Origin of the sequence: Pseudoalteromonas sp. CST2, assembly GCF_028599385.1 — a bacterium.
GTDB classification, from domain to species: Bacteria; Pseudomonadota; Gammaproteobacteria; order Enterobacterales; family Alteromonadaceae; genus Pseudoalteromonas; species Pseudoalteromonas atlantica.
Genome location: NZ_JAQREO010000008.1, coordinates 166,714 through 187,249 on the forward strand (window position 1 = coordinate 166,714; position 20,536 = coordinate 187,249).

Annotated in this window: 19 protein-coding genes and 1 riboswitch; of the genes, 13 read left to right on the forward strand and 6 right to left on the reverse strand. The window is 41.3% G+C overall.

What is annotated here, in order from left to right; genetic code table 11:
• Positions 1 to 127: 127 nt before the first annotated feature.
• Complete coding sequence (locus PSH41_RS12400; RefSeq protein WP_004588096.1) at positions 128 to 1,441, reverse strand: Na+/H+ antiporter NhaC family protein; 1,314 nt, start codon at positions 1,439 to 1,441, stop codon at positions 128 to 130.
• A 339-nt stretch (positions 1,442 to 1,780) separates the two neighbouring features.
• Here PSH41_RS12400 and dapB point away from each other — a divergent pair, with 339 nt between their 5' ends.
• The 10 genes from dapB to PSH41_RS12450 all read left to right on the forward strand — a co-directional run bounded on the left by dapB (position 1,781) and on the right by PSH41_RS12450 (position 14,018).
• The gene (gene dapB / locus PSH41_RS12405) at positions 1,781 to 2,578 is read left to right on the forward strand and encodes a 4-hydroxy-tetrahydrodipicolinate reductase (protein WP_273589092.1); all 798 of its coding nucleotides are present in this window, start codon (positions 1,781 to 1,783) and stop codon (positions 2,576 to 2,578) included.
• 364 nt (positions 2,579 to 2,942) lie between these two features.
• Positions 2,943 to 4,079 (forward strand): glutamine-hydrolyzing carbamoyl-phosphate synthase small subunit, encoded by a 1,137-nt coding sequence (gene carA, locus PSH41_RS12410; protein WP_004588094.1) that lies wholly within the window; start codon positions 2,943 to 2,945, stop codon positions 4,077 to 4,079.
• Positions 4,080 to 4,095: 16 nt separating this feature from the next.
• Positions 4,096 to 7,314, forward strand: coding sequence for a carbamoyl-phosphate synthase large subunit (carB, locus tag PSH41_RS12415; protein ID WP_248450822.1), 3,219 nt, complete (start codon positions 4,096 to 4,098; stop codon positions 7,312 to 7,314).
• 46 nt (positions 7,315 to 7,360) lie between these two features.
• The gene (greA, locus tag PSH41_RS12420) at positions 7,361 to 7,837 is read left to right on the forward strand and encodes a transcription elongation factor GreA (protein WP_004588092.1); all 477 of its coding nucleotides are present in this window, start codon (positions 7,361 to 7,363) and stop codon (positions 7,835 to 7,837) included.
• Between the two features lie 352 nt (positions 7,838 to 8,189).
• Positions 8,190 to 9,248 carry a S66 family peptidase gene (locus tag PSH41_RS12425; RefSeq protein ID WP_273589091.1) on the forward strand — a complete coding sequence of 353 codons (1,059 nt, stop codon included), beginning with the start codon at positions 8,190 to 8,192 and terminating at the stop codon, positions 9,246 to 9,248.
• 66 nt (positions 9,249 to 9,314) lie between these two features.
• Positions 9,315 to 9,495: riboswitch (FMN riboswitch) on the forward strand.
• Positions 9,496 to 9,719: 224 nt separating this feature from the next.
• Positions 9,720 to 10,373 (forward strand): 3,4-dihydroxy-2-butanone-4-phosphate synthase, encoded by a 654-nt coding sequence (ribB, locus tag PSH41_RS12430; protein WP_273589090.1) that lies wholly within the window; start codon positions 9,720 to 9,722, stop codon positions 10,371 to 10,373.
• Between the two features lie 189 nt (positions 10,374 to 10,562).
• Complete coding sequence (locus PSH41_RS12435) at positions 10,563 to 11,054, forward strand: cupin domain-containing protein (protein ID WP_273589089.1); 492 nt, start codon at positions 10,563 to 10,565, stop codon at positions 11,052 to 11,054.
• Positions 11,055 to 11,062: 8 nt separating this feature from the next.
• Positions 11,063 to 12,196, forward strand: a complete 1,134-nt coding sequence (locus PSH41_RS12440) for an L-dopachrome tautomerase-related protein (RefSeq protein WP_273589088.1) — start codon at positions 11,063 to 11,065, stop codon at positions 12,194 to 12,196.
• Between the two features lie 341 nt (positions 12,197 to 12,537).
• Positions 12,538 to 13,170: a glutaredoxin 2 gene (gene grxB, locus PSH41_RS12445; protein ID WP_273589087.1), complete on the forward strand. Its 633-nt coding sequence runs from the start codon at positions 12,538 to 12,540 to the stop codon at positions 13,168 to 13,170.
• A gap of 263 nt (positions 13,171 to 13,433) precedes the next feature.
• Entirely contained in the window at positions 13,434 to 14,018 is a 585-nt protein-coding gene (locus PSH41_RS12450) for a class I SAM-dependent methyltransferase (protein WP_138578699.1), read from the forward strand.
• Positions 14,019 to 14,070: 52 nt separating this feature from the next.
• Here PSH41_RS12450 and PSH41_RS12455 read toward each other — a convergent pair whose 3' ends face one another.
• From PSH41_RS12455 to PSH41_RS12470, 4 genes are all read right to left on the reverse strand, one after another.
• The gene (locus tag PSH41_RS12455) at positions 14,071 to 14,724 is read right to left on the reverse strand and encodes a nitroreductase family protein (protein ID WP_273589086.1); all 654 of its coding nucleotides are present in this window, start codon (positions 14,722 to 14,724) and stop codon (positions 14,071 to 14,073) included.
• Between the two features lie 78 nt (positions 14,725 to 14,802).
• A complete protein-coding gene (locus tag PSH41_RS12460) occupies positions 14,803 to 15,591 on the reverse strand; it encodes a glycine betaine ABC transporter substrate-binding protein (protein ID WP_273589085.1) in 789 nt (262 codons plus the stop codon).
• A complete protein-coding gene (locus PSH41_RS12465; RefSeq protein WP_273589084.1) occupies positions 15,588 to 16,142 on the reverse strand; it encodes a thioredoxin family protein in 555 nt (184 codons plus the stop codon). The genes PSH41_RS12460 and PSH41_RS12465 overlap by 4 nt, the downstream gene beginning before the upstream one ends.
• A 52-nt stretch (positions 16,143 to 16,194) precedes the next feature.
• Positions 16,195 to 17,301, reverse strand: a complete 1,107-nt coding sequence (locus PSH41_RS12470; RefSeq protein WP_138725021.1) for an L-dopachrome tautomerase-related protein — start codon at positions 17,299 to 17,301, stop codon at positions 16,195 to 16,197.
• A gap of 455 nt (positions 17,302 to 17,756) precedes the next feature.
• On the opposite strand from PSH41_RS12470, the gene PSH41_RS12475 reads away from it, so the two are divergent.
• From PSH41_RS12475 to PSH41_RS12485, 3 genes are all read left to right on the forward strand, one after another.
• Positions 17,757 to 18,692, forward strand: coding sequence for a LysR family transcriptional regulator (locus PSH41_RS12475; protein ID WP_273589083.1), 936 nt, complete (start codon positions 17,757 to 17,759; stop codon positions 18,690 to 18,692).
• A 13-nt stretch (positions 18,693 to 18,705) separates the two neighbouring features.
• Positions 18,706 to 18,864 (forward strand): hypothetical protein, encoded by a 159-nt coding sequence (locus tag PSH41_RS12480; RefSeq protein ID WP_004589679.1) that lies wholly within the window; start codon positions 18,706 to 18,708, stop codon positions 18,862 to 18,864.
• 183 nt (positions 18,865 to 19,047) lie between these two features.
• The gene (locus PSH41_RS12485) at positions 19,048 to 19,212 is read left to right on the forward strand and encodes a hypothetical protein (protein WP_240452915.1); all 165 of its coding nucleotides are present in this window, start codon (positions 19,048 to 19,050) and stop codon (positions 19,210 to 19,212) included.
• Between the two features lie 45 nt (positions 19,213 to 19,257).
• On the opposite strand, the gene PSH41_RS12490 is transcribed toward PSH41_RS12485, so the two are convergent.
• Entirely contained in the window at positions 19,258 to 20,148 is an 891-nt protein-coding gene (locus PSH41_RS12490) for a dienelactone hydrolase family protein (protein WP_273589082.1), read from the reverse strand.
• Between the last annotated feature and the right edge of the window lie 388 nt (positions 20,149 to 20,536).

A 20,536-nucleotide genomic window follows, 5' to 3' on the forward strand; every position in this document is an offset into this window, starting at 1 on the left:
ATTTAACTATAATTTTAGTGACACGCGAAAGCGCGCATTATAGCACAAGGTATTGATTTGTAGATTATTATTTTAACATATGTTGCAGCTTATTTATTAAGCTGCAACATAAGGTTTTGCACGAAATTTAGGCTTTATTGCGGCGCAAACAAATAACGGCAATGGCAGTAAAGGCTAAGATAAAGCAGTAGTAAGATGACGTTGACACTTCCCACGGGCTAATTTTAAACGTAGCACCTAACAGTAATGCTTGAGCACCATAGGGCAGTGAGCCTTGCGTAACACAAGCAAAAATATCGAGTAAACTTGCAGAGCGTTTACCACTTATTTCGCCATCATCAGCAAGTTTTTTAGCAATAGGGCCTGCAACAATAATGGATACCGTGTTATTGGCTATACACACGTTGCTGGTTAATACCAATGCAGCTATACCAAGCTGATCAGCTACTTTGCGGTGCCACTTGGCAATCACTTTTGTAATGGCTTGAATTTTTTGTGCCAGAAAATCAAGGCCACCGTTAATACGAATAAATTCAGATAAGCCACCAATAAACATAGAAAGTAAAAATATTTCCTGCATATCGGTAAAACCTTTGTAAATATCTTTTACAAAGCTTGCGCCTTCGTAGCTGCCGGTAAAGCCCATTAGCGCAGCAAATACAATACCGCTAAATAGCACCACAAACACGTTCATACCGGCAACAGCCAATACTAAAATAAAGGCATAAGGCAGCACTAATAATAAATCAAAATCTTTAGTTTCTACTGCTTGTGGAGCAGGTGTTAAATAAAGCAGCAAAGCAATGGTTAATACGGCAGCAGGAACCGCTATTTTTAAGTTTTCTTTAAACTTGTCTTTCATTTCACAGCCTTGCGTACGCGTTGCCGCAATGGTTGTGTCTGAAATAATAGAAAGGTTATCACCAAACATTGCGCCCGATACTATAGTACCGGCCATTAGTGCAGGGTCGATGCCTGTTTTAACGGATACCGCATAGGCGATTGGCCCTATAGCACCAATGGTACCCATTGATGTACCCATTGCAGTAGAGACAACCGCAGCAATTAAAAATAGCCCAGGTAATAACAGCGACGGGGGAATAAGTGACAAGCCAGCGTTTACAACCGCATCCACACCACCGGTGGCACTTGCTACTGCCGAAAATGCACCGGCAAGTAAGTAAATTAAACACATGGTAATAATGTTGTTGTGTCCTGCGCCTTTAATAAAGGTTTCAACACATTGGTTTACAGTGCCTTTGTTTAAAATAAAGGCAAGCATAATAGCGGGTAGTATAGCAACCGGCGCTGGGAGCTGGTAAAAAGCGTAATCAACCCCTTGCGATTGTAAATATAAACCTGAGCCTAAAAAAAGGGCTACAAAGGTAAGAAGGGGAAGCAAAGATAGAATTGCTTTGTTTTTATTAAATGTTGGCTGCATTGTATTCCTCATAACCAGTTAGTATAACCACAGCCAAAACACCTCTTTTAGCTGAATTTAGTAGATCACTCTTTAATAAAAAAGTAGATGACCACAGCGCCCGCAAGCCAAAGACCAAATCGACGCGAAAGAGAAGTTTAAATGTATAGATGGCTAAAGTAAACTGGTATTGTTATTATTATTTAATTAAGGGCTTACCTGACTATTGCACGACTTTTAGATAATATCTACCGGTGTGCGATTATATGCGGCTAATAATTGCTCAAAGCAAGTTTAGGGCGGCAAATTAGTCAGGGCACGCAACAACAGATCCAACTAAATCAGATTAAGGCAATAACAATGAATCGAATAGGTGTTTTTGGTGCTAACGGCAGAATGGGCTTAGCCCTATTAGAAGCCGCGACAATTAAAGAGCAAACACAACTTGGTGGTGCGTATGTTCGCAGCAGCTCATCGTTATTGGGTATTAATGTAAATCAAGTAAACAGTGCAGCCGACAAATCCATTAGCTTTAGCGACGAGAGCAAGGTTGCTGATGTTGATGTACTTATCGATTTCACGTTACCAGCAGGTATGCGCAATCACTTAAAAACAGCGCTCGATAAAAAACTGCCTATGGTTATAGGCACCACAGGTTTAACTAGCGAAGACATGGCATTATTAGAAAATGCTGCTAAACATATTCCTATTGTGTTTGCGCGTAACTACAGCGTTGGCGTTAATGTGCTACTTAACCTAGTGCAAACAGCGGCCACTAAATTTGGTGACGACCTAGATATAGAAGTTTTTGAAGCGCATCATCGTCATAAAATAGATGCGCCCTCGGGCACAGCATTAGCCATTGGTGAATCTATTGCACAGGCTAAAGGGTGGGATCACGATGAAGTAGCGGTATACGACCGCAGCCGAGTAGAAACCGCAAAATCACAAAATGAAATTGGCTATTCAGTACTAAGAGGCGGGGACATAGTAGGTGAACACACCGCCTATTTCGCAACTATGGGCGAAAGGCTTGAATTAACCCACAAAGCAAGTTCGCGAATGACCTTTGCATTAGGAGCTATAAGGGCTGCGCAGTGGTTACAAAATAAACCAGCAGGACTTTATGATATGCAAGATGTGCTAGATCTGAAGTAGTTTAGTTACTTTTTTAGCTGTTTGGGTCTATTTTTGCCTAAAGCGACTTATTTGTAGTATTTATCTAAATAACGTTAGACCTAAATAGCATCTTCATGTAGAATGCAGCCAATTTGCCAAAAATTACTAAATGCGTGTTTCCAATTATACCCAAGTGGCTAGTAAAACCAGGGGTTTCAGTGGGAATGAAAAGAGTTTTAGGCAAGAAAAATGATTGAAGGTTTAGCGTTTTATATCGGCATCATTTAAGACTGCGTAAAACAATTTAAGCTCACAAAAAAATCTGGTTTTGACGATCCCTCTGGGTATTGGCGGGGTGTTAAGCATTTGCTTACTCCCGTTTTTTACTGTTAGGAGGTTTAACTTGACTAAATCCGCTCTGTTAGTCCTAGAAGACGGCACAGTGTTTCGCGGTACTGCAATCGGCGCTGACGGCATGTCAGTCGGTGAAGTAGTATTCAATACGTCTATGACTGGTTATCAAGAAATTTTGACTGATCCATCATACGCGGAACAAATCGTAACTTTGACGTACCCACATATCGGCAATACGGGTACCAACAGCGAAGACGAAGAAGCGAATCAAATTTGGGCTAAAGGCCTAGTGATCCGTGATTTGCCACTGCTAGCAAGTAACTTTCGTAACGAGCAATCGTTAGATGATTACTTAAAACAACGTAATATTTTAGGTATTGCGGACATCGACACCAGAAAGCTTACCCGTATTTTGCGCGACAAAGGCGCACAAAACGGCTGTATTATTGCCGGTGACGAGTTAGACGAAAACAAAGCGTTACAAGCCGCGCAAACCTTCCCAGGTTTAAAAGGTATGGATTTAGCAAAAGTTGTCTCAACCAAGGAAAATTTTGAGTGGCGCGAATCAAGCTGGACATTAGGCCAAGGATTTAAAACCCTTAGCAGCGATGATGAAAAGTTTCATGTAGTAGCCTACGACTTCGGTGTTAAACGTAATATTTTACGTATGCTAGTTGATCGCGGTTGTAAATTAACCGTTGTACCAGCGCAAACCTCAGCCGCCGATGTACTTGCTTTAAACCCAGATGGTATCTTCTTATCTAATGGTCCTGGCGATCCAGAGCCATGTACTTACGCTATTGATGCAATTAAAACCTTTTTAGAAACCGACACACCAATTTTTGGTATTTGTTTAGGGCATCAATTATTAGCACTGGCCTCAGGTGCTAAAACAGTAAAAATGAAATTTGGCCACCACGGTGGTAACCACCCAGTAAAAGACTTAGACCGCGATGTAGTAATGATCACTGCACAAAACCACGGTTTTGCTGCCGATGAAGACACACTACCAAGTAACTTACGTGCCACGCACAAATCGTTATTTGATGGAACACTACAAGGTATTCATCGTACTGATAAGCCAGCGTTTAGCTTCCAAGGTCACCCAGAAGCAAGCCCTGGCCCGCACGATGCTGCCCCATTATTTGACCACTTCATCGACCTGATGCAAGCGCGTAATAACTAATTTAACTGGAGTAATAATGCCAAAACGTACCGATTTAAAAAGCATTCTTATCTTAGGCGCAGGCCCAATTGTAATTGGTCAAGCTTGTGAATTTGATTACTCTGGTGCTCAAGCGTGTAAAGCACTTAGAGAAGAAGGCTTTAGAGTTATATTAGTTAACTCAAACCCAGCGACTATCATGACTGACCCGGAAATGGCCGATGCAACGTACATCGAGCCTATTCATTGGGAAGTGGTAGAAAAAATTATTGAAAAAGAAAAGCCAGATGCAGTACTACCAACAATGGGTGGTCAAACTGCATTAAACTGTGCACTTGATTTAGATAAGCACGGTGTACTGGCTAAACACGGCGTTGAGCTAATTGGCGCAACCGCCGATGCAATCGACAAAGCAGAGAACCGTGAACGCTTTGACGTAGCCATGAAAAACATTGGCCTTGAATGTCCACGTGCTGAAATTGCTCACTCTATGGATGAAGCACACGATACGCTAACACGTATTGGTTTTCCGTGTATTATTCGTCCTTCTTTCACTATGGGTGGCACTGGTGGCGGTGTGGCTTACAACATGGAAGAATTTAACGAAATCTGTGAGCGCGGCCTAGATTTATCACCAACAAGTGAGTTGCTGATTGATGAATCACTGATTGGCTGGAAAGAATATGAAATGGAAGTTGTTCGCGACAAAAAAGACAACTGTATCATTGTATGTTCTATCGAAAACTTTGACCCAATGGGTGTACACACTGGTGATTCAATCACCGTTGCACCAGCACAAACGCTAACCGACAAAGAATATCAATTAATGCGTAATGCCTCTATGGCGGTACTGCGTGAAATTGGTGTTGAAACCGGTGGTTCAAACGTACAGTTTGGTGTAAACCCTGATGATGGCCGTATGGTTATCATTGAGATGAACCCACGTGTATCTCGCTCATCAGCACTGGCATCTAAAGCAACGGGTTTCCCAATTGCTAAAATTGCCGCTAAGTTAGCAATAGGTTACACGTTAGATGAACTTCAAAACGACATTACAGGTGGCAAAACACCGGCGTCATTTGAGCCATCAATCGACTACGTAGTAACAAAAATTCCTCGCTTTAACTTTGAAAAATTTGCCGGCTCGAACGACCGCTTAACAACGCAAATGAAATCAGTGGGCGAAGTAATGGCGATTGGTCGTAACCAGCAAGAATCGTTACACAAAGCATTACGCGGTCTTGAAGTAGGCGCAACGGGCTTTAACCCAATTGTGGCACTTGATGACCCGAAAGCGCGCGAAAAAATCATCCGTGAACTACGCGAGCCAGGCGCTGAGCGTATTTGGTACATTGCCGATGCAATGCGCCACGGTATGAGCGTAGAAGAGGTATTTGAACTTACCAAAGTTGATCCTTGGTACTTAGTACAAATAGAAGACATTTTAAAAGACGAAGCTAAAATTGCTGAAGGTGGCATGGCCGGCTTAAATGCCGAGTTTTTACGTAAACTTAAGCGTAAAGGCTTCGCCGACCCACGTATTGCTGAAATTGCTGGTGTATCTGAAGCCGAAATTCGCAAAAAGCGTCATCAGTTAAACATTGTACCTGTGTACAAGCGTGTTGATACCTGTGCTGCTGAATTTAGCTCAGACACAGCTTACATGTACTCAACGTACGATGAAGAGTGTGAAGCGAACCCGTCAGACAAAGACAAAATCATGGTTATTGGCGGCGGTCCTAACCGTATCGGCCAAGGCATTGAGTTTGACTACTGTTGTGTGCACGCAGCCCTTGCGCTACGCGAAGACGGCTATGAGACCATCATGGTTAACTGTAACCCTGAAACGGTTTCTACCGATTACGATACCTCTGACCGTCTATTCTTTGAACCAATTACACTTGAAGACGTATTAGAAATTGTACGTGTTGAAAAACCAAAAGGTGTGATTGTACAGTACGGTGGCCAAACACCACTTAAACTAGCACGTGAACTTGAAGCGAATGGTGTGCCAGTAATTGGTACTTCACCAGATGCGATTGACCGCGCAGAAGACCGTGAGCGTTTCCAACAGTTAGTAGAGCGTCTTGATTTACTACAACCAGAAAACGCTACAGTTACATCAACTGAAGAAGCATTACTTAAATCAGGTGAAATTGGCTTCCCACTGGTTGTGCGTCCATCGTACGTACTGGGTGGCCGTGCAATGGAAATTGTTTACGATGAGCAAGACTTACGTCGTTACATGACCGAAGCGGTACAAGCTTCAAATGAAGCGCCAGTACTACTTGATCACTTCTTAGATAATGCAATCGAAGTGGACGTTGATGCAATTTGTGACGGCGAGCAAGTAATTATTGGCGGTATCATGGAGCACATTGAGCAAGCGGGTGTTCACTCGGGTGACTCAGCATGTTCATTACCTGCACACTCTTTATCACAAGAAGTGCAAGATGTTATGCGTAAACAAGTAACCGATATGGCACTTGAGCTTGGCGTAGTGGGCTTAATGAATACACAATTTGCTGTAAAAGATGGCAAAGTGTACTTAATTGAAGTGAATCCACGTGCGGCGCGTACTGTACCGTTTGTATCTAAAGCGACCGGTATTGCACTTGCAAAAGTAGCCGCGCGTTGTATGGCGGGTCAGTCTTTAGCAAGCCAAGGCATTACTAAAGAAGTAATTCCACCGTATTACAGCGTTAAAGAAGTTGTTTTACCGTTTGCTAAGTTCCAAGGTGTGGATCCTATCCGTGGCCCAGAGATGCGCTCTACAGGTGAAGTGATGGGTGTTGGCGATACTTTCGCCGAAGCGTTCGCAAAAGCACAATTAGGTGCAAGCAACACTTTACCACGCGGTGGTCGCGCGTTACTATCTGTACGTAACAGCGATAAGTCTCGTGTTGTAGAACTTGCTAAAACCATGACAGACCTTGGTTTTGAAATTGATGCAACAGGTGGCACAGCAGAGGCTTTAAAAGAGGCCGGTATTGAAGTACGCCGTGTAAACAAAGTATATGAAGGCCGCCCGCATATTCTTGATAACATCAAGAATAAAGAGTACAGCTATATCGTAAATACCACCGAAGGTCGCCAAGCGATCGAAGATTCGAAGGTGTTGCGTCGTGGTGCATTGCAAAACAAAACCAACTACACGACAACCTTGAACGCGGCATTTGCTAACTGTACTGCTAACCAAGCGGACGACCGTAGTAAAGTGACGTCAGTTCAAGAGCTACACCAGCGATTGAACTAAGGAAATGTACCAAGGCCACTAGGCCTTGGTGTTAAGTGAGAAAAGTATGCAATCAATTCCGATGACAGTTCGTGGCGCAGAGTTACTGCGCGAAGAGCTTAACGAATTAAAAACAGTTACCCGTCCTAAAATCGTAAATGATATTGCGATTGCACGTGAACATGGTGACTTAAAAGAAAACGCTGAATACCACGCTGCGCGTGAGCAACAGGGTTTTTGTGAAGGCCGTATTCAAGAAATTGAAGCTAAGCTTTCAAATGTGCAAATTATTGACGTAACTAAAATGCCTAATACAGGTAAAGTTATTTTTGGTACTACTGTCACTATTGTAAATGTAGAAACAGATGCCGAAGTAACCTACCGTATTGTGGGTGATGACGAAGCAGATATTAAAAATAACTTAATTTCTGTTAACTCACCGATTGCGCGCGGTTTAATTGGTAAACAAACAGATGATGCTGTGACCATTAAAACGCCTAAAGGCGACGTTGAGTACGAAATCATTGACGTTGAGTATCTTTAATATTTAGCTCACAGTAATGTACAAGCAAAAACCGATGCAATTGCATCGGTTTTTTTATACCTAAAAACTAGCTAATGCCAACTTATCCTCATAAACCCCATATATAACACCCTCCTCAAAATAGACAGCTGAGTTAAACGGATTGGCATAATTGGATTGCTAAAAAAGCGCGTGCCATTACCCGTTAAAAAATTTATAAATAAAATGGTGACTGCATAAATGCTAAACACACTCTACGCTTATTCATATTGCATAAAGAGTGTGCGTGTTGATATAGGTACATTCATATAGGTAATGTGTAAATGCATAACGGCTTTTACACAGTGGAATCACTTTATTAAAAGGAACATTCATGGCTAATATACTTTATCCAGCGCCTTTAAAAGTAGGCTCTAAAATTGCTATTTGCTCGCTTTCGGCGGGCTTAAAAGAAAAATACCATGCACGATTAGATAGAGTGATTGATGGTTTAAAACACCGTGGTTACGAGGTAGTAGAAGGGGAGTTTTTACGCCAAAATAAACCCCGCGATGAATTAGATGCAAAAGCGCATGCCAAGCAATTAATGGGCTTTTTGCTAGACGATGAGGTTGCCGCCATTATGCCGCCAATGGGCGGAGAGCTGGCAATGGAAATTTTGCCACTACTGGATTTTAACGCCATAAAAGAGGCCAAACCTAAATGGCTGGTGGGTTTTTCTGATGTGAGCACAATTGCTTGTGCACTTACGGCTAAGTGCCAATGGGCAACACTTCATAGTGCCAACCTAATGCAGCTTCACCCAGATGAAACAAACCCCTACAGCTTACAAATTTTTGAAACCATTACCTACGAGTCGGGAAGTAAATTTGAGCAAGGGCCTTCTGCTTATTATCAAAAAAATAAACCCAATTACGCACAAAACCCAGATGAGCTGCTAGCGCCAAGCGAGCCTACCCAGTGGCAGTGCCTAAATTACACCGATGAGCGCACAATAGAGATGTCTGGGCGCTTATTTGGCGGCTGCCTTGATACGGTAGGATTATTGCTGGATTCGCCATTTTTAGCATTGCACGACTTTAAAAAACACAGTGCGAACGAAGGGCTAATTTTATACCTAGAAAATTCAGAGCTTACGCCTACCACCGTGGCACGATTTTTACTGTCGCTCAAACTTGCCGGTGTATTTGATGATATTAACGGCCTTATTTTAGGGCGCAGCGAAATAACACAAAGTCATCACGATGCATTTGATTACCGCCATGCGCTAGAGGTGGCATTGGGTGGGTGTTTATTCCCGGTAATAATAGATGCTGATATTGGCCATATGCAGCCAAATTTAAACTTAGTTAATGGCGCAAAATGCTCACTCACGGCCGATATTAACCAAGGTAAAGTACTCAATGCCTCACTAAACACTGAACTTACTTAACGTTTATTTTGAATAACATATAAATACACGCGTATAATGCGCAGGCCGTGAACAGATAAGTTCACGGTACATTCTCAGGGCGGGGTGAAATTCCCCACCGGCGGTATGTTTTACTCATTAGTTTTTGAATAAACGAGCCCGCGAGCGCTTTATTTAATAATCGTTTTTTAATGTATTAAATAAAGGTCAAGCAGATCTGGTGAGATGCCAGAGCCGACGGTTATAGTCCGGATGAAAGAGAATATAGCTTGTAGCGTATGCAAACACGTGGCCTGTGGCTGCGTGTTTAATACCAATTCGCAATAATACTTAATCATTTTGAGCGACACGTTTTTCCAACCTCAAAATAAATCACTTAATTAAGCGGATTGGTATAAGCTGTTTAGTGGCAAAAAGTGCGCAATTTAGTTTGTGTGTTTTGCCATGCCTTTCAGTGTCCTGAATCTATTTATTTTTATGTGGAATATAATAATGATTCAGTCTTTACTTAGCCAATTTGGCGAAAGCCATACCCGTTTAGAAAATGCCATTGCTGCTTTGCAGCAAGGCCAAGGCGTACTTGTTGTTGATGACGAGAACCGCGAAAACGAAGGTGATTTTGTTTTTTCTGCCGAGCATTTAACCACCCAACAAATGGCGGAAATGATCCGCGAAGGCAGCGGTATTGTGTGCCTGTGTATGGGCGATGAGCGTATTAAGCAGCTCGAGCTACCGCAAATGGTAACTCACAACACCAGCCAAAATAATACAGCCTACACAGTCACAATAGAGGCTAAACACGGTGTTACAACCGGCGTATCGGCAGCCGATCGAGTAACAACGATTAAAGCCGCCACAGCCGATAACGCCAAACCCAGTGATTTATCGCGCCCAGGCCATGTATTTGGCTTAAAAGCACAAACAGGTGGGGTTTTAGTTCGCCGCGGCCACACCGAGGCATCTGTTGATTTAATGCAGCTGGCTGGTTTAAAACCGTTTGGGGTTATTTGTGAACTCACTAATCCTGATGGCACCATGGCGCGTTTACCACAGGTAAGTGATTATGCTAATAAACACAGCATGACAGTGGTAACGATTGAAGACTTAGTACATTACATACAAATGCAAGAATTAAAGGTCAGTTAAGGTTTTTTAAGCATTATCTCAGTAAAACCCAGCTTTATTGCTGGGTTTTTATTTTGTAATAAGTAATTAATTGCTCGTTTTTATTTGAAAATATTTCTTGCCTAGGCGGCTTTTTCAAAAATCCTCAGCCTGTAAACTTTACCTAAATAGTCAGTGCAGCCGCACACAGTTTATTATTTAGGTGAAACTATGAAAATTAACACGCTTTTATTAGCAACTGCTTTAACAAGCAGTGGCGTATGGGCAGCGCAAAGTAAACTTGAACAGCAAATAACGCCTGCACCCCAAATGGGCATAATGGATAGTTATAATCAGCACATTACTAACGCCCCTTTTTTACTTAATCTCGACAGCCAGCCCAAAGAGCAAATGGGCCCATATTTAACACGCCAATATTTTCATGGTACGCAATCTACGTTTGTAAAATGGGTGGCTAAAAAAGGTGGCAAAGTGCCGCTTCATAAACACCCTAATGAACAAGTAACGTGGATCATGTCAGGCGAGGCTAAAGTGTTTTCTGGCGGTAAACAATACCTTATGAAAGCGGGTGACATGATGGTGATTCCGGCCAATGTACCGCACGAATTTCACTTTACCCAAGATACGGTAGATATTGATTTTTTTACCCCAGCTCGACAAGACTGGATAGACGGCACAGCTAATTACATTAAGCAAAAGTAGGGCAAATTATGTTTTTAAATAAATCTAAATTAGGGCTAAGCGCTATAGCCTTGCTAATAAGTGCCTCAGCTTTTGCAAATGACACGGTACCCGCTGAGGTTTACGCACAAACCGACGGTGCTGTGGGCGGTATTACGTATACACAAAACAAGCGCTTTATTTTTAGTTATCACCCTTTTTATAACCCAAAAGTAAAAGTGGGGGAGCTTTTAAAAAATGGTGATGTGGTGCCATTTCCTAATGCGCAAATGCAAACTCCTTATAAAAGTGATGGCAGCTTAAAAAATCCCGCTAACTATTTAAATTGGGTATTAGGGGTAAGGGCTGATGACAGAGGTAATGTATGGATACTCGACTCAGGCCAGGCGCAGCCGCGTATTACGCCAAAGCTGATAGCATGGGATGCGCTAAACAATAAGCTTAATAAAATTATTTACTTACCTAGCCCTATATCGGTTGCTCAATCTCAACTTAATGATTTAGCTATATCGAGCAAATACAATACATTGGTGATCGCTGATGAAGGTATTACGGATGGCGGAAATGGCAAGCAAGCCGCCCTTATTATCGTTAATACTAAAACAGGTAAGAGCCGGCGAGTATTGCAAGGTCACGAAAGTGCATTACCCGATTACACAATGCCAATAATGATTGATGAAGGGACTGATAACCAAAAGCAACTTAATGCCTTTATTGGTGCTGATGGCATTGTGCTTGATAACGCGCAGCAATGGCTTTACTTTGCTCCGCTTAATAAAAAGTATGTTTACCGTATAAAAATGGCCGATATTGCTAACGAGCAATTAACCGATAAACAACTAGGCGAACGTGTAGAGCAATACGCACAAAAACCAGTAAACGGTGGTTTAAGTATTGATGCTGATGATAATTTATATTTAACCATAGTGGGTGAGCGTACTGTGGGCGTTATTGACGCCAAAACACGTACGTACCGTGATTACACGTACGATAAAAACATGATTTGGCCAGATGGTGTAAGCATTGGACCTGAGGGTTACATGTACACCGGCGCTGCACAATTGCCGCTTTCGGCACAACTTAATAACGGCAATGCTCAAAATAAAGCACCCTATTACATATTTAGATTTAAACCTTTAGCTGAGGGCGTAATAGGGCGCTAACTATAATGTGTAAATTAAGCACGCCTTTATGGCGTGTTTTTTTATTTTATTTACTACTTATACCAATCCGCATTAACGCTTAATCATTTTCAGGGGCTAAACGTGTCGCTATCTGCGTTAAAAAATTCTCATTTAGAACGACTAAATAGCGAATTTTTTGCCTTGCTATCAACACGTTTATCCATCCTCAAAATAGATCACTTAATTATGCGGACTGGTATTAAAGCGTGATTATCAATTTTTACAAGATAAAGTTTCAACCTAAATGCGGTTTTTCTGCGCTGACTATTTGGGTATCTTACGGGCATAGGTACTTAACCCGCTTTAGGCTTTAATTAATTATGAAACTATACAGTTACTCTCATTGTCCTTTTTGTGCGCGTGTTAAATATGTAGCAGGCAAATTAGGCATTAAGCTTGATGACGTTGTACTTGATTACGACGACACTGAAACACCAACAAAACTAATTGGTAAAAAAATGGTACCTATTTTTGAAATGGATGACGGCACTGTTATGAGTGAAAGTAACGAAATTATTAGCCTGTTTATTGAACTTGCTGGTTCTAGCGAATCAAACAAGCCAACGCAAGGGGCTATTGAGTGGCAAGGTGGCTCGTTTGCGCCTTTATTGCAAATTGGTTTGCCGCGCTGGCCATTACTTGATTTAAAAGAGTTTAAAACAGAATCTAGCCGTATAGCGTGGGAAGATAACAAGCAATCGACAGAGCTTAACTTTGTAAACCTAATAGCATCAACTCCTGAGATAGTTTTACAAGTAAATGAATTTTTAATTGGCACCGAAAAACAGCTCAATATTAATAATGGTAAAACGTCATTAAGCTTGCTTGATAGCGCTATTTATTTTTCTATATTACGCGGTTTATATTGTGAGCCAAGCATTACCTGGCCTGAGCAATTAAACCAATGGATGAACTATCAGGCATTAGAATCTCATGTGCCGTTATTAAGATAGCGAATACTGAAAAAGTTTTAACAGCCAGTACGACTCCCTTCGTATTGCCTTCTTTTGGCCGGTGACCTCGTCACTGGCTTTTTTATTTAGCTCTGAAAATCCCCCTTTTAATCTTGTACTTAGCAGTGTGCGTGAGCATGGCTGAGTAGTATATTAACAACATTAAAAAATTAGTTACCTATTTACACTACATATTATTAGTGGAATTATTAAACAGCCGTATTCAATGCCTATGAATACGAAAAATAATACCAGGAGCTATTATGTGGGATGAAAGGTATAACACTCAGCAATATGCTTATGGCAAACAGCCAAATGATTTTTTAGCAGAGCACTATAAGCAATTACCTAAAGGCAATGTTATTAGCTTAGCCGAAGGTGAGGGGCGAAATGCGGTATTTTTAGCAAAAATGGGTTACAGCGTTACCGCGGTTGATGGCTCAAAAGTAGGGCTTGAAAAAGCGGCAAAGCTTGCCAAAGAGCACAACGTAAACATTGAGCTTGTACACGCCGATTTAGCGAAGTTTGATTTTGGAAAAGAAAAATGGGATGCAGTAGTGTCTATTTATTGCCCTTTACCAAGTGCCGTGCGTTCAGCGGTATATAAGCGCGCTGTTAAAGGTTTAAAGCCAGGTGGGGTGTTTTTACTTGAGGCCTATACGCCTGAGCAAGTAAATTATAATACCGGAGGCGGCCCAAGTGTCGATACTAAAACCTCAAAAAGCGATTTACAAGATGACTTAGCCGAGCTTAGCTTTGTACATTTAGAAGAATTAAAGCGAGAAGTGTTTGAAGGCACATACCACACGGGTTTAGCGTCGGTACTGCAAGCTATTGCTAAAAAATAAAATGAATATAAAAGCTTAGCACTCATTAGCGCTAAGCTTTTTTAATAGGTTTTTATAAAACCTCTATAACTTGCTCTTTTGCTAAGCGAGATTTAGGTAACTTAGCGTTATAATCTTCAGTGTCATCGTGGTAGCCAAGTACCAACGCTACATCACAAATATAGCCATCGAGCTCTTGTTCAAACACTTCACCAATAAGCTGTGCATCTACACCTTCCATAGGTGTTGAATCAACGCCTAAGCGTGCTGCGGCATGCATTGTGTTGCCCAGGGCAATGTAAGTTTGCGCTTTGGTCCACATTGCATTGTTGCCTTGCTCATCGGTATTCATATCAACAAAAGCAAACGCACCAAATGCTTGTTCGCGGTTTTCACTTTGAGTACGGCCATTTTTAATGTCTGCATCAATGACTTGTGCGTAGTCATCACGTTTATATTTAGGGTTGTAAGCAAATAAAATAACGTGCGATGCAGTTTTAATATGCGGCTGATTAAATTGAAATTTATTAGCAAACGTAGAGTGCATACGCTCTTTAGCTTCGTCTGATTCAATAACAATAAATTTCCACGGCTGTGAGTTAATAGATGAAGGAGAAAGACGCATAGCTTCGTAAATTACATCTAGATCATCTTGAGGAATACGCTTGGTTGTGTAGCGTTTAGTTGTATAACGTTTTTCTAAATCATTAATAATTGGATGGGTCATGGTTATCTCCGTTAAGTGGCTATTTTAGCCAAGTAGTGTCTATATTGAGCCTTTTTAAAAAAAACAAAGCACAAATTACTATTTAATTGGATTGTTATTAAGCCAATTACGCGTTACGTCATCGAGGGGTTGTAAGTTTTTGCATACTTTATAGTCAAGCTCGGCAATGATCTCATTTGAAAAGCGTAATTTATCAAGGGTGTTTAACTGTGCTTGGTTAAACAGCGCTTGTTTATCTTCACGTAGGAGTAAAACAGCTCTATCAACAACGCCTAGTAATCCTTGTGGTTCTTTAAGCTCTCGTATTGTGTGCTTGTAATGCAAAAATTGTGGCTTCCATAACGGCACTACGCACCAGGTTTGGGTGGCGACGGCGTTTTCAAACGCGCTAAAACAGTCATGCTCTGTGCCGGTTAAAAACTCATACCCTGCGCTCGTCAGCCCATATTCTTTCATCATATTAATAGAAAAACGGGTAATACCAGCACCGGCATTAATGCCCTGAATTGTTTTTTGCATTTTTGAAAGCACATCTGGCTTTAGCAAATCACTAATTTCGTTTACTGCACTTTGCGGTACGTAATCTGGTACGCCCCAGTGTGCATAAGGCTCATAATGTAAGCCAAGCTCAACGAGTGGCATAACTTGTTCAACATCGGCTTTATAAACACCGTGGCTTGAAGGCAGCCATGCTGAGGCGAGTAAATCTACTTCACCAGATTTAAGGTTTTTAAAGTTATCTTGATGCGGTGCATAAATACGCTCAACGTTAAAGCCCATATCAGTTAAAACATGGCTCACTAAAGAGGCCGTAACATGGTGAAACGATAAATCGGTTACGCCCAATTTTAAATGTACTGTACTCATAATGAATGACTCCATTTTATAGAGCAGCCCATGCTGGGTGTTTGCTGCTCAGGACCTTTGCCTGTGGCCGCAATTTGGCGCATGGCATTAACTAACTCAGGAGTGCGATGTGCATCGTTATTCATTTTTGCATCGTCTAAGCGGCCACGGTATTGCAGTGCCCCATGTTTATTGAAACCAAAAAAATCAGGCGTGCAAACCGCGCCATACTGTTTGCCTACGCGTTGGTTTTCATCAACAAGGTAGGGAAACAAAAAGCCGTGCTGCTTAGCAAATTTTTCCATATTAGCTGGGGAGTCAGCAGGGACGCTTTTATAGTCGTTCGACATAATAGCTAACACATTTATACCTTCGTTTATTAATAACGCGGTATCTTCGCTTAAGCGCCTCGCAATACGTTGCACATAAGGGCAATGGTTACAAATAAACACGATTAACAAGGCGTTTTCGCCTAGGTTGTCGGCTAAGGTAAAAGGCTCGCCTTGCGGGGTTTTTAACGTAAAGTTGGGCGCTTGCCAGCCAAAGTCACAAATAGGGGTGTCGAGTAGCATAACTTAACTCCTAAAAAGCCAGCGGGTATGGCTGGCTTATAAAAATAATTAATTATTTTTGATTAAAGCGAAAACGCGTTAATACGTAAGGTGGTTTTGCATTACCAAAGCCTTGGCTAAATGCAGGGTGCTGGTGGAGCTGATCTTGTGTTACATAAATCCAACCATTGCTCACTGCTAGGCTATCAGGCCATGATAATCGTTTGTCTTGCACAATTATTTCGTAGTGGCCTTTAGTCGTTAAGCCAATGGCATTGTTTTCAAGGTCGGTTACTAAAATACCGCCACCTGGCGCGTAGGTCATGCCATCGCTTGGGTTTTTAGGGCCAAACACTTCAATGCTTTTTGCTTTTTTAGCATCTGAATACGTGCTATCAGCGAGCGTTTTTGCCGGAATACGGTAAACACTTGTGCCTGTAAATGCGCCAAAGTATACCCATTCATTTTTATCATCAATAGTAATTGGGTTTAAACCAAAACGTAGGTTTGTTGTTTCACCTTTTGCTGATTTAGATGCAACAGGAGAGGCTTCGATGACAATATCGCGCTCCTCTGGCATTAGCTTAGCATTGCCCTCAAGTACACGCGTTGATTCGCCGGTTTTTAAATCAACAACAATAAACGCAGGTTTAGTGGCGCCCATAAAGTTACCAAAAGACATATCGGCAATGTAAATTTTGTCGTTACGTTCATCAATAACAAAGTCTTGTAAAAACGAGTTATCAAGTACAGCGTCTTTATTTAATTCAATGGTATTAACTAAGGTATTGGCAACGCTGTCCCAGGCTATAAGTTTTGGGGCTACTTGCTCGCTGCCCATGTCTAAAATCCACACCACACCTTTGCTGTCGCTATGCACGCCAATTACGGCTGCAAGGCCTACTTTGCCAAGCTCGGGGCCGTCAGCCCAATCTTCGTTAGGGAAAGGTTGTTGAGCACCGTTTGCCATAATTTCAACTACTCGCGTTTTTGGTGCATCAAGCGGGTGCATGCTTACAATCATTCGCCCTGCAGGTGTTATAGTTATACCTGCGCCGCGATATTTATTAAAAGTAGTCACCGTTTCAAGGGGGCCAACGTCTGCTGCATAGGCGCTTGAAAAAGCACTTGCGGCTAATGACAGGGTTGCTATTGCTAAAGTGGTTTTTAATCGTTTCATACTGTGATACCCGTTATGCTAAAAAATAGAGTAAAGCGATTTAAATAGCCTAAATGACTTCGCTTGCGTTGAGGTGAATAATAGGTGAGAATTTTTATGCAATAAACAGGGTAATGATTGAATCTTTATCAAATAATATTAGTTAATTGATAAAGCGAGCGATTGCTTTAAACAAATTTTCTTTTTAAACATACTATTACTGCCAAAAGCTGGGTTTACTAATAAACGCCTTAAAGATTGTCCTAATTTAATAAATAGTGGTTAGTGACTAGCTGTTGGGTACAGTGTAATATTTGCCTTTATATTGATAAACCGCGCAATAGATAAGCATTGTTAAATATAAATAGACAATAAATCACTTTTTGATTGCTCAATACACTGTAAGCAAACCTAAAGCGCTTAATTTTGCCAAAAATAATAATTAAATTATTAAGTTGATAATGGATTAATACACAATGCTTTTAGAAGACTTACAGGTAATTTTAAAAGTGGCAGAGTTTAAAAGTATTACTGCTGCAGCATCAAATTTAGATATGCGCACCGCCACAGCAAGTGCTGCTGTTAAAAGGGTAGAGCAGGGTTTAGGTTTTGAACTATTTATACGCACCACTCGCCATTTAAGGCTTTCTGCAGCCGGCGAGCGTTACATTCCGCAATGCCAACAAGCAATGGCAATGCTTGAACAAGCCAAAAATACACTTAAAAGCGATGACGATATAATTGATGGTGAGCTGCGTATTGCGCTTTCTTCTGATTTAGGGCGCAACATTGTGATCCCCTGGCTTGACGAGTTCATGCAAACCCACACTCAGCTCAGCTTGCGCGCCAATATAAGCGACAGTAATATCGACTTTTATCGTGACTCGGTCGACATTGCACTGCGTTATGGTAAACCTAACGATGCCAGCATGTACGGTTTTAAAATTTGCGACGTACCGCGTATTTTATGCGCAGCACAAAGCTACCTTGATACACATGGCACGCCTGCTCATCCACATGATTTAACAGAACATAAAGGGCTGTTTTATCAACTGCAAGATATAATTAAAGATGTATGGGTATTTAGCGATGCCAGCGAAGAGTTTAAAGTAAAATTGCACGGTGGCCATGCGGCTAACGATGGCGATTTAGTAAGGCGCTGGTGTGTGTCGGGCAAGGGGCTGGCGGTTAAATCGTGCTTAGATATGTCAAATGAATTACTTGCCGGTAATGTCATAAGTGTTATGCCAAACTTTAAACCCACGCCTACAGAGCTTTGGTTGGTGTGCCCAAGTAGGCAGTCAATCACTCCGGCGGTGCGCTTACTTCGCGATGCCTTTAGAGAAAAAAGCGCCGGTATTTTAAAAGCCCTTATTGCAAAAGGGATTATTGATAAAAGCGTGCTTGGCTAATGAAGGACTGATAATGCAAGTTGATGATATTAGAGTGTTTGTGCCGTGTAAAAATTATCAGCAATCGTGCGACTTTTATCAGGCGCTTGGCTTTACTATTGAGCCTGCATCAGCTGATTTAAGCATAGCAACATCAGGTGAATGTAGTTTGTTTTTATACCAATCGTGTTAAGTTATTAGGCATTTATAGCGACAGATAAATAGCGTGATAACAAGGCATAGATATCGACATGTAGTTGTTCTACATAAGAAATTTATAACGCTGTTAGCGCTCTATTTAGCACGCTAGAATGATTAAATATTTAAGTCGATTGGTATTAATCGTTACTACAACCTAGAATTTGCTGAAAATTTAATGCTGCAAGTGTGCGTATTAAACATAAACGAAGCCTTTAACACCATTAGTAAGTTAACTCACTTTGATATTCGCTTTGAAGGGATAAAACAAGAGCCGTGGGGTCAAGTGATTTATTTATGGGGACCATCTGGTGAGCTTTTACACATTACAGAGCTAAATTAACTTAAAAAATGCCACCCATTTTAAGCTGGTGGCATTACCTTATTATTAACTTAGTTTTTCATTAAAAAACGCTAAGGTACGCTGCCAAGCAAGTTCTGCTTTTTGCTCATCATAACGCCCAGTAGAGTCGTTATGAAAACCATGATTAGCGCCTTCGTACATGTGCATAATGTACTCAACATTGTTAGCTTTTAAGCTTTTTTCATAATCAGGCCATGTAGCGTTAACGCGTTTATCAAGCTCACCTAATTGAATCATTAAAGGCGCTTTTATATTTTTGTGCAGTGACTCACTGGCAGGTGTGCCATAAAAAGGCACGCCCGCGCTCAGTAAGTCACTCTCAACTGCCGCTAAGTAATTAACAATGTAACCACCAAAACAAAAGCCTACAGCTCCCAGTTTGCCGTTACTATTCGAATGATTTTTTAAAAAGTTAGCCCCAGCTACAAAATCGTTTTGAATTTTAGCTCTGTCCATGGTTTTTTGCATGGCGCGGCCTTCATCGTCATTGCCCGGGTAGCCACCAAGCGCAAAGAGTGCGTCGGGTGCAAAGGCAATAAAGCCTTTTTTGGCTAAGCGCCTTGCTACATCTTTAATATATGGGTTTAAACCACGGTTTTCGTGAATAACTAATACAACCGGCAGTTTACCTTCAATTTTGCTAGGTACTGCTAAGTAGCCTTTGCCTTTACCATGCCCGTTTGGCGAATCAAATTCTTCGTAGGTGGCTTTAATATCATCATCGTTAAATGATACTTGCTCTGCAAACGCATAATTGGGTAACAGGGCACTGGTTAGTACGCTCATTGAAAAACCAAGTGCAGCTAAACCGCCAAGTTTTTTCATAAATGTACGTCGGTCCATTAAACCGTGGGCGTATTCGTCGTACCAATCAAAGGCTTCTTGCGGGATATGATCTGATTGCGGGGTATTCATGGCTGCTCCTTAACTTTATTATGTTATTTATTATTTAAATACCATAACGTATTAGGGATAAAAAACGAGCAGTTTATCTTTTAAATTTATAGATCTCTTTAATATAAAATAAAAGACTAGTAAACTTTAATTTATCTACCTTCATAGCCCTTCATCAATATTTATAAAAAGCTCGGGAAATTCTGAGCTTTTTTAGTGAGTTACCTAAGTGACGTGTTACGCCATAGCGTCGTTGGCTACAGGGTATTTAGGGTCTTCAACTGTCTTGTCCTGAAATGTGTTTACACATTTAGGACTTATTTTATGAAAACCACTAAAACTAAAGACGTTAAGCGTACTCAGCGAGATTATACATTAGGCTTTAAATTATCTATTGTTGAGCAAGTAG

Coding starts and splice junctions, on each gene's coding strand:
- PSH41_RS12400 (WP_004588096.1), bottom strand. CDS start 1,441: ATGCAGCCAACATTTAATAAAAACAAAGCAATTCTATCTTTGCTTCCC.
- dapB (WP_273589092.1), top strand. CDS start 1,781: ATGAATCGAATAGGTGTTTTTGGTGCTAACGGCAGAATGGGCTTAGCC.
- carB (WP_248450822.1), top strand. CDS start 4,096: ATGCCAAAACGTACCGATTTAAAAAGCATTCTTATCTTAGGCGCAGGC.
- greA (WP_004588092.1), top strand. CDS start 7,361: ATGCAATCAATTCCGATGACAGTTCGTGGCGCAGAGTTACTGCGCGAA.
- PSH41_RS12425 (WP_273589091.1), top strand. CDS start 8,190: ATGGCTAATATACTTTATCCAGCGCCTTTAAAAGTAGGCTCTAAAATT.
- ribB (WP_273589090.1), top strand. CDS start 9,720: ATGATTCAGTCTTTACTTAGCCAATTTGGCGAAAGCCATACCCGTTTA.
- PSH41_RS12435 (WP_273589089.1), top strand. CDS start 10,563: ATGAAAATTAACACGCTTTTATTAGCAACTGCTTTAACAAGCAGTGGC.
- PSH41_RS12440 (WP_273589088.1), top strand. CDS start 11,063: ATGTTTTTAAATAAATCTAAATTAGGGCTAAGCGCTATAGCCTTGCTA.
- grxB (WP_273589087.1), top strand. CDS start 12,538: ATGAAACTATACAGTTACTCTCATTGTCCTTTTTGTGCGCGTGTTAAA.
- PSH41_RS12450 (WP_138578699.1), top strand. CDS start 13,434: ATGTGGGATGAAAGGTATAACACTCAGCAATATGCTTATGGCAAACAG.
- PSH41_RS12455 (WP_273589086.1), bottom strand. CDS start 14,724: ATGACCCATCCAATTATTAATGATTTAGAAAAACGTTATACAACTAAA.
- PSH41_RS12460 (WP_273589085.1), bottom strand. CDS start 15,591: ATGAGTACAGTACATTTAAAATTGGGCGTAACCGATTTATCGTTTCAC.
- PSH41_RS12465 (WP_273589084.1), bottom strand. CDS start 16,142: ATGCTACTCGACACCCCTATTTGTGACTTTGGCTGGCAAGCGCCCAAC.
- PSH41_RS12470 (WP_138725021.1), bottom strand. CDS start 17,301: ATGAAACGATTAAAAACCACTTTAGCAATAGCAACCCTGTCATTAGCC.
- PSH41_RS12475 (WP_273589083.1), top strand. CDS start 17,757: ATGCTTTTAGAAGACTTACAGGTAATTTTAAAAGTGGCAGAGTTTAAA.
- PSH41_RS12480 (WP_004589679.1), top strand. CDS start 18,706: ATGCAAGTTGATGATATTAGAGTGTTTGTGCCGTGTAAAAATTATCAG.
- PSH41_RS12485 (WP_240452915.1), top strand. CDS start 19,048: ATGCTGCAAGTGTGCGTATTAAACATAAACGAAGCCTTTAACACCATT.
- PSH41_RS12490 (WP_273589082.1), bottom strand. CDS start 20,148: ATGAATACCCCGCAATCAGATCATATCCCGCAAGAAGCCTTTGATTGG.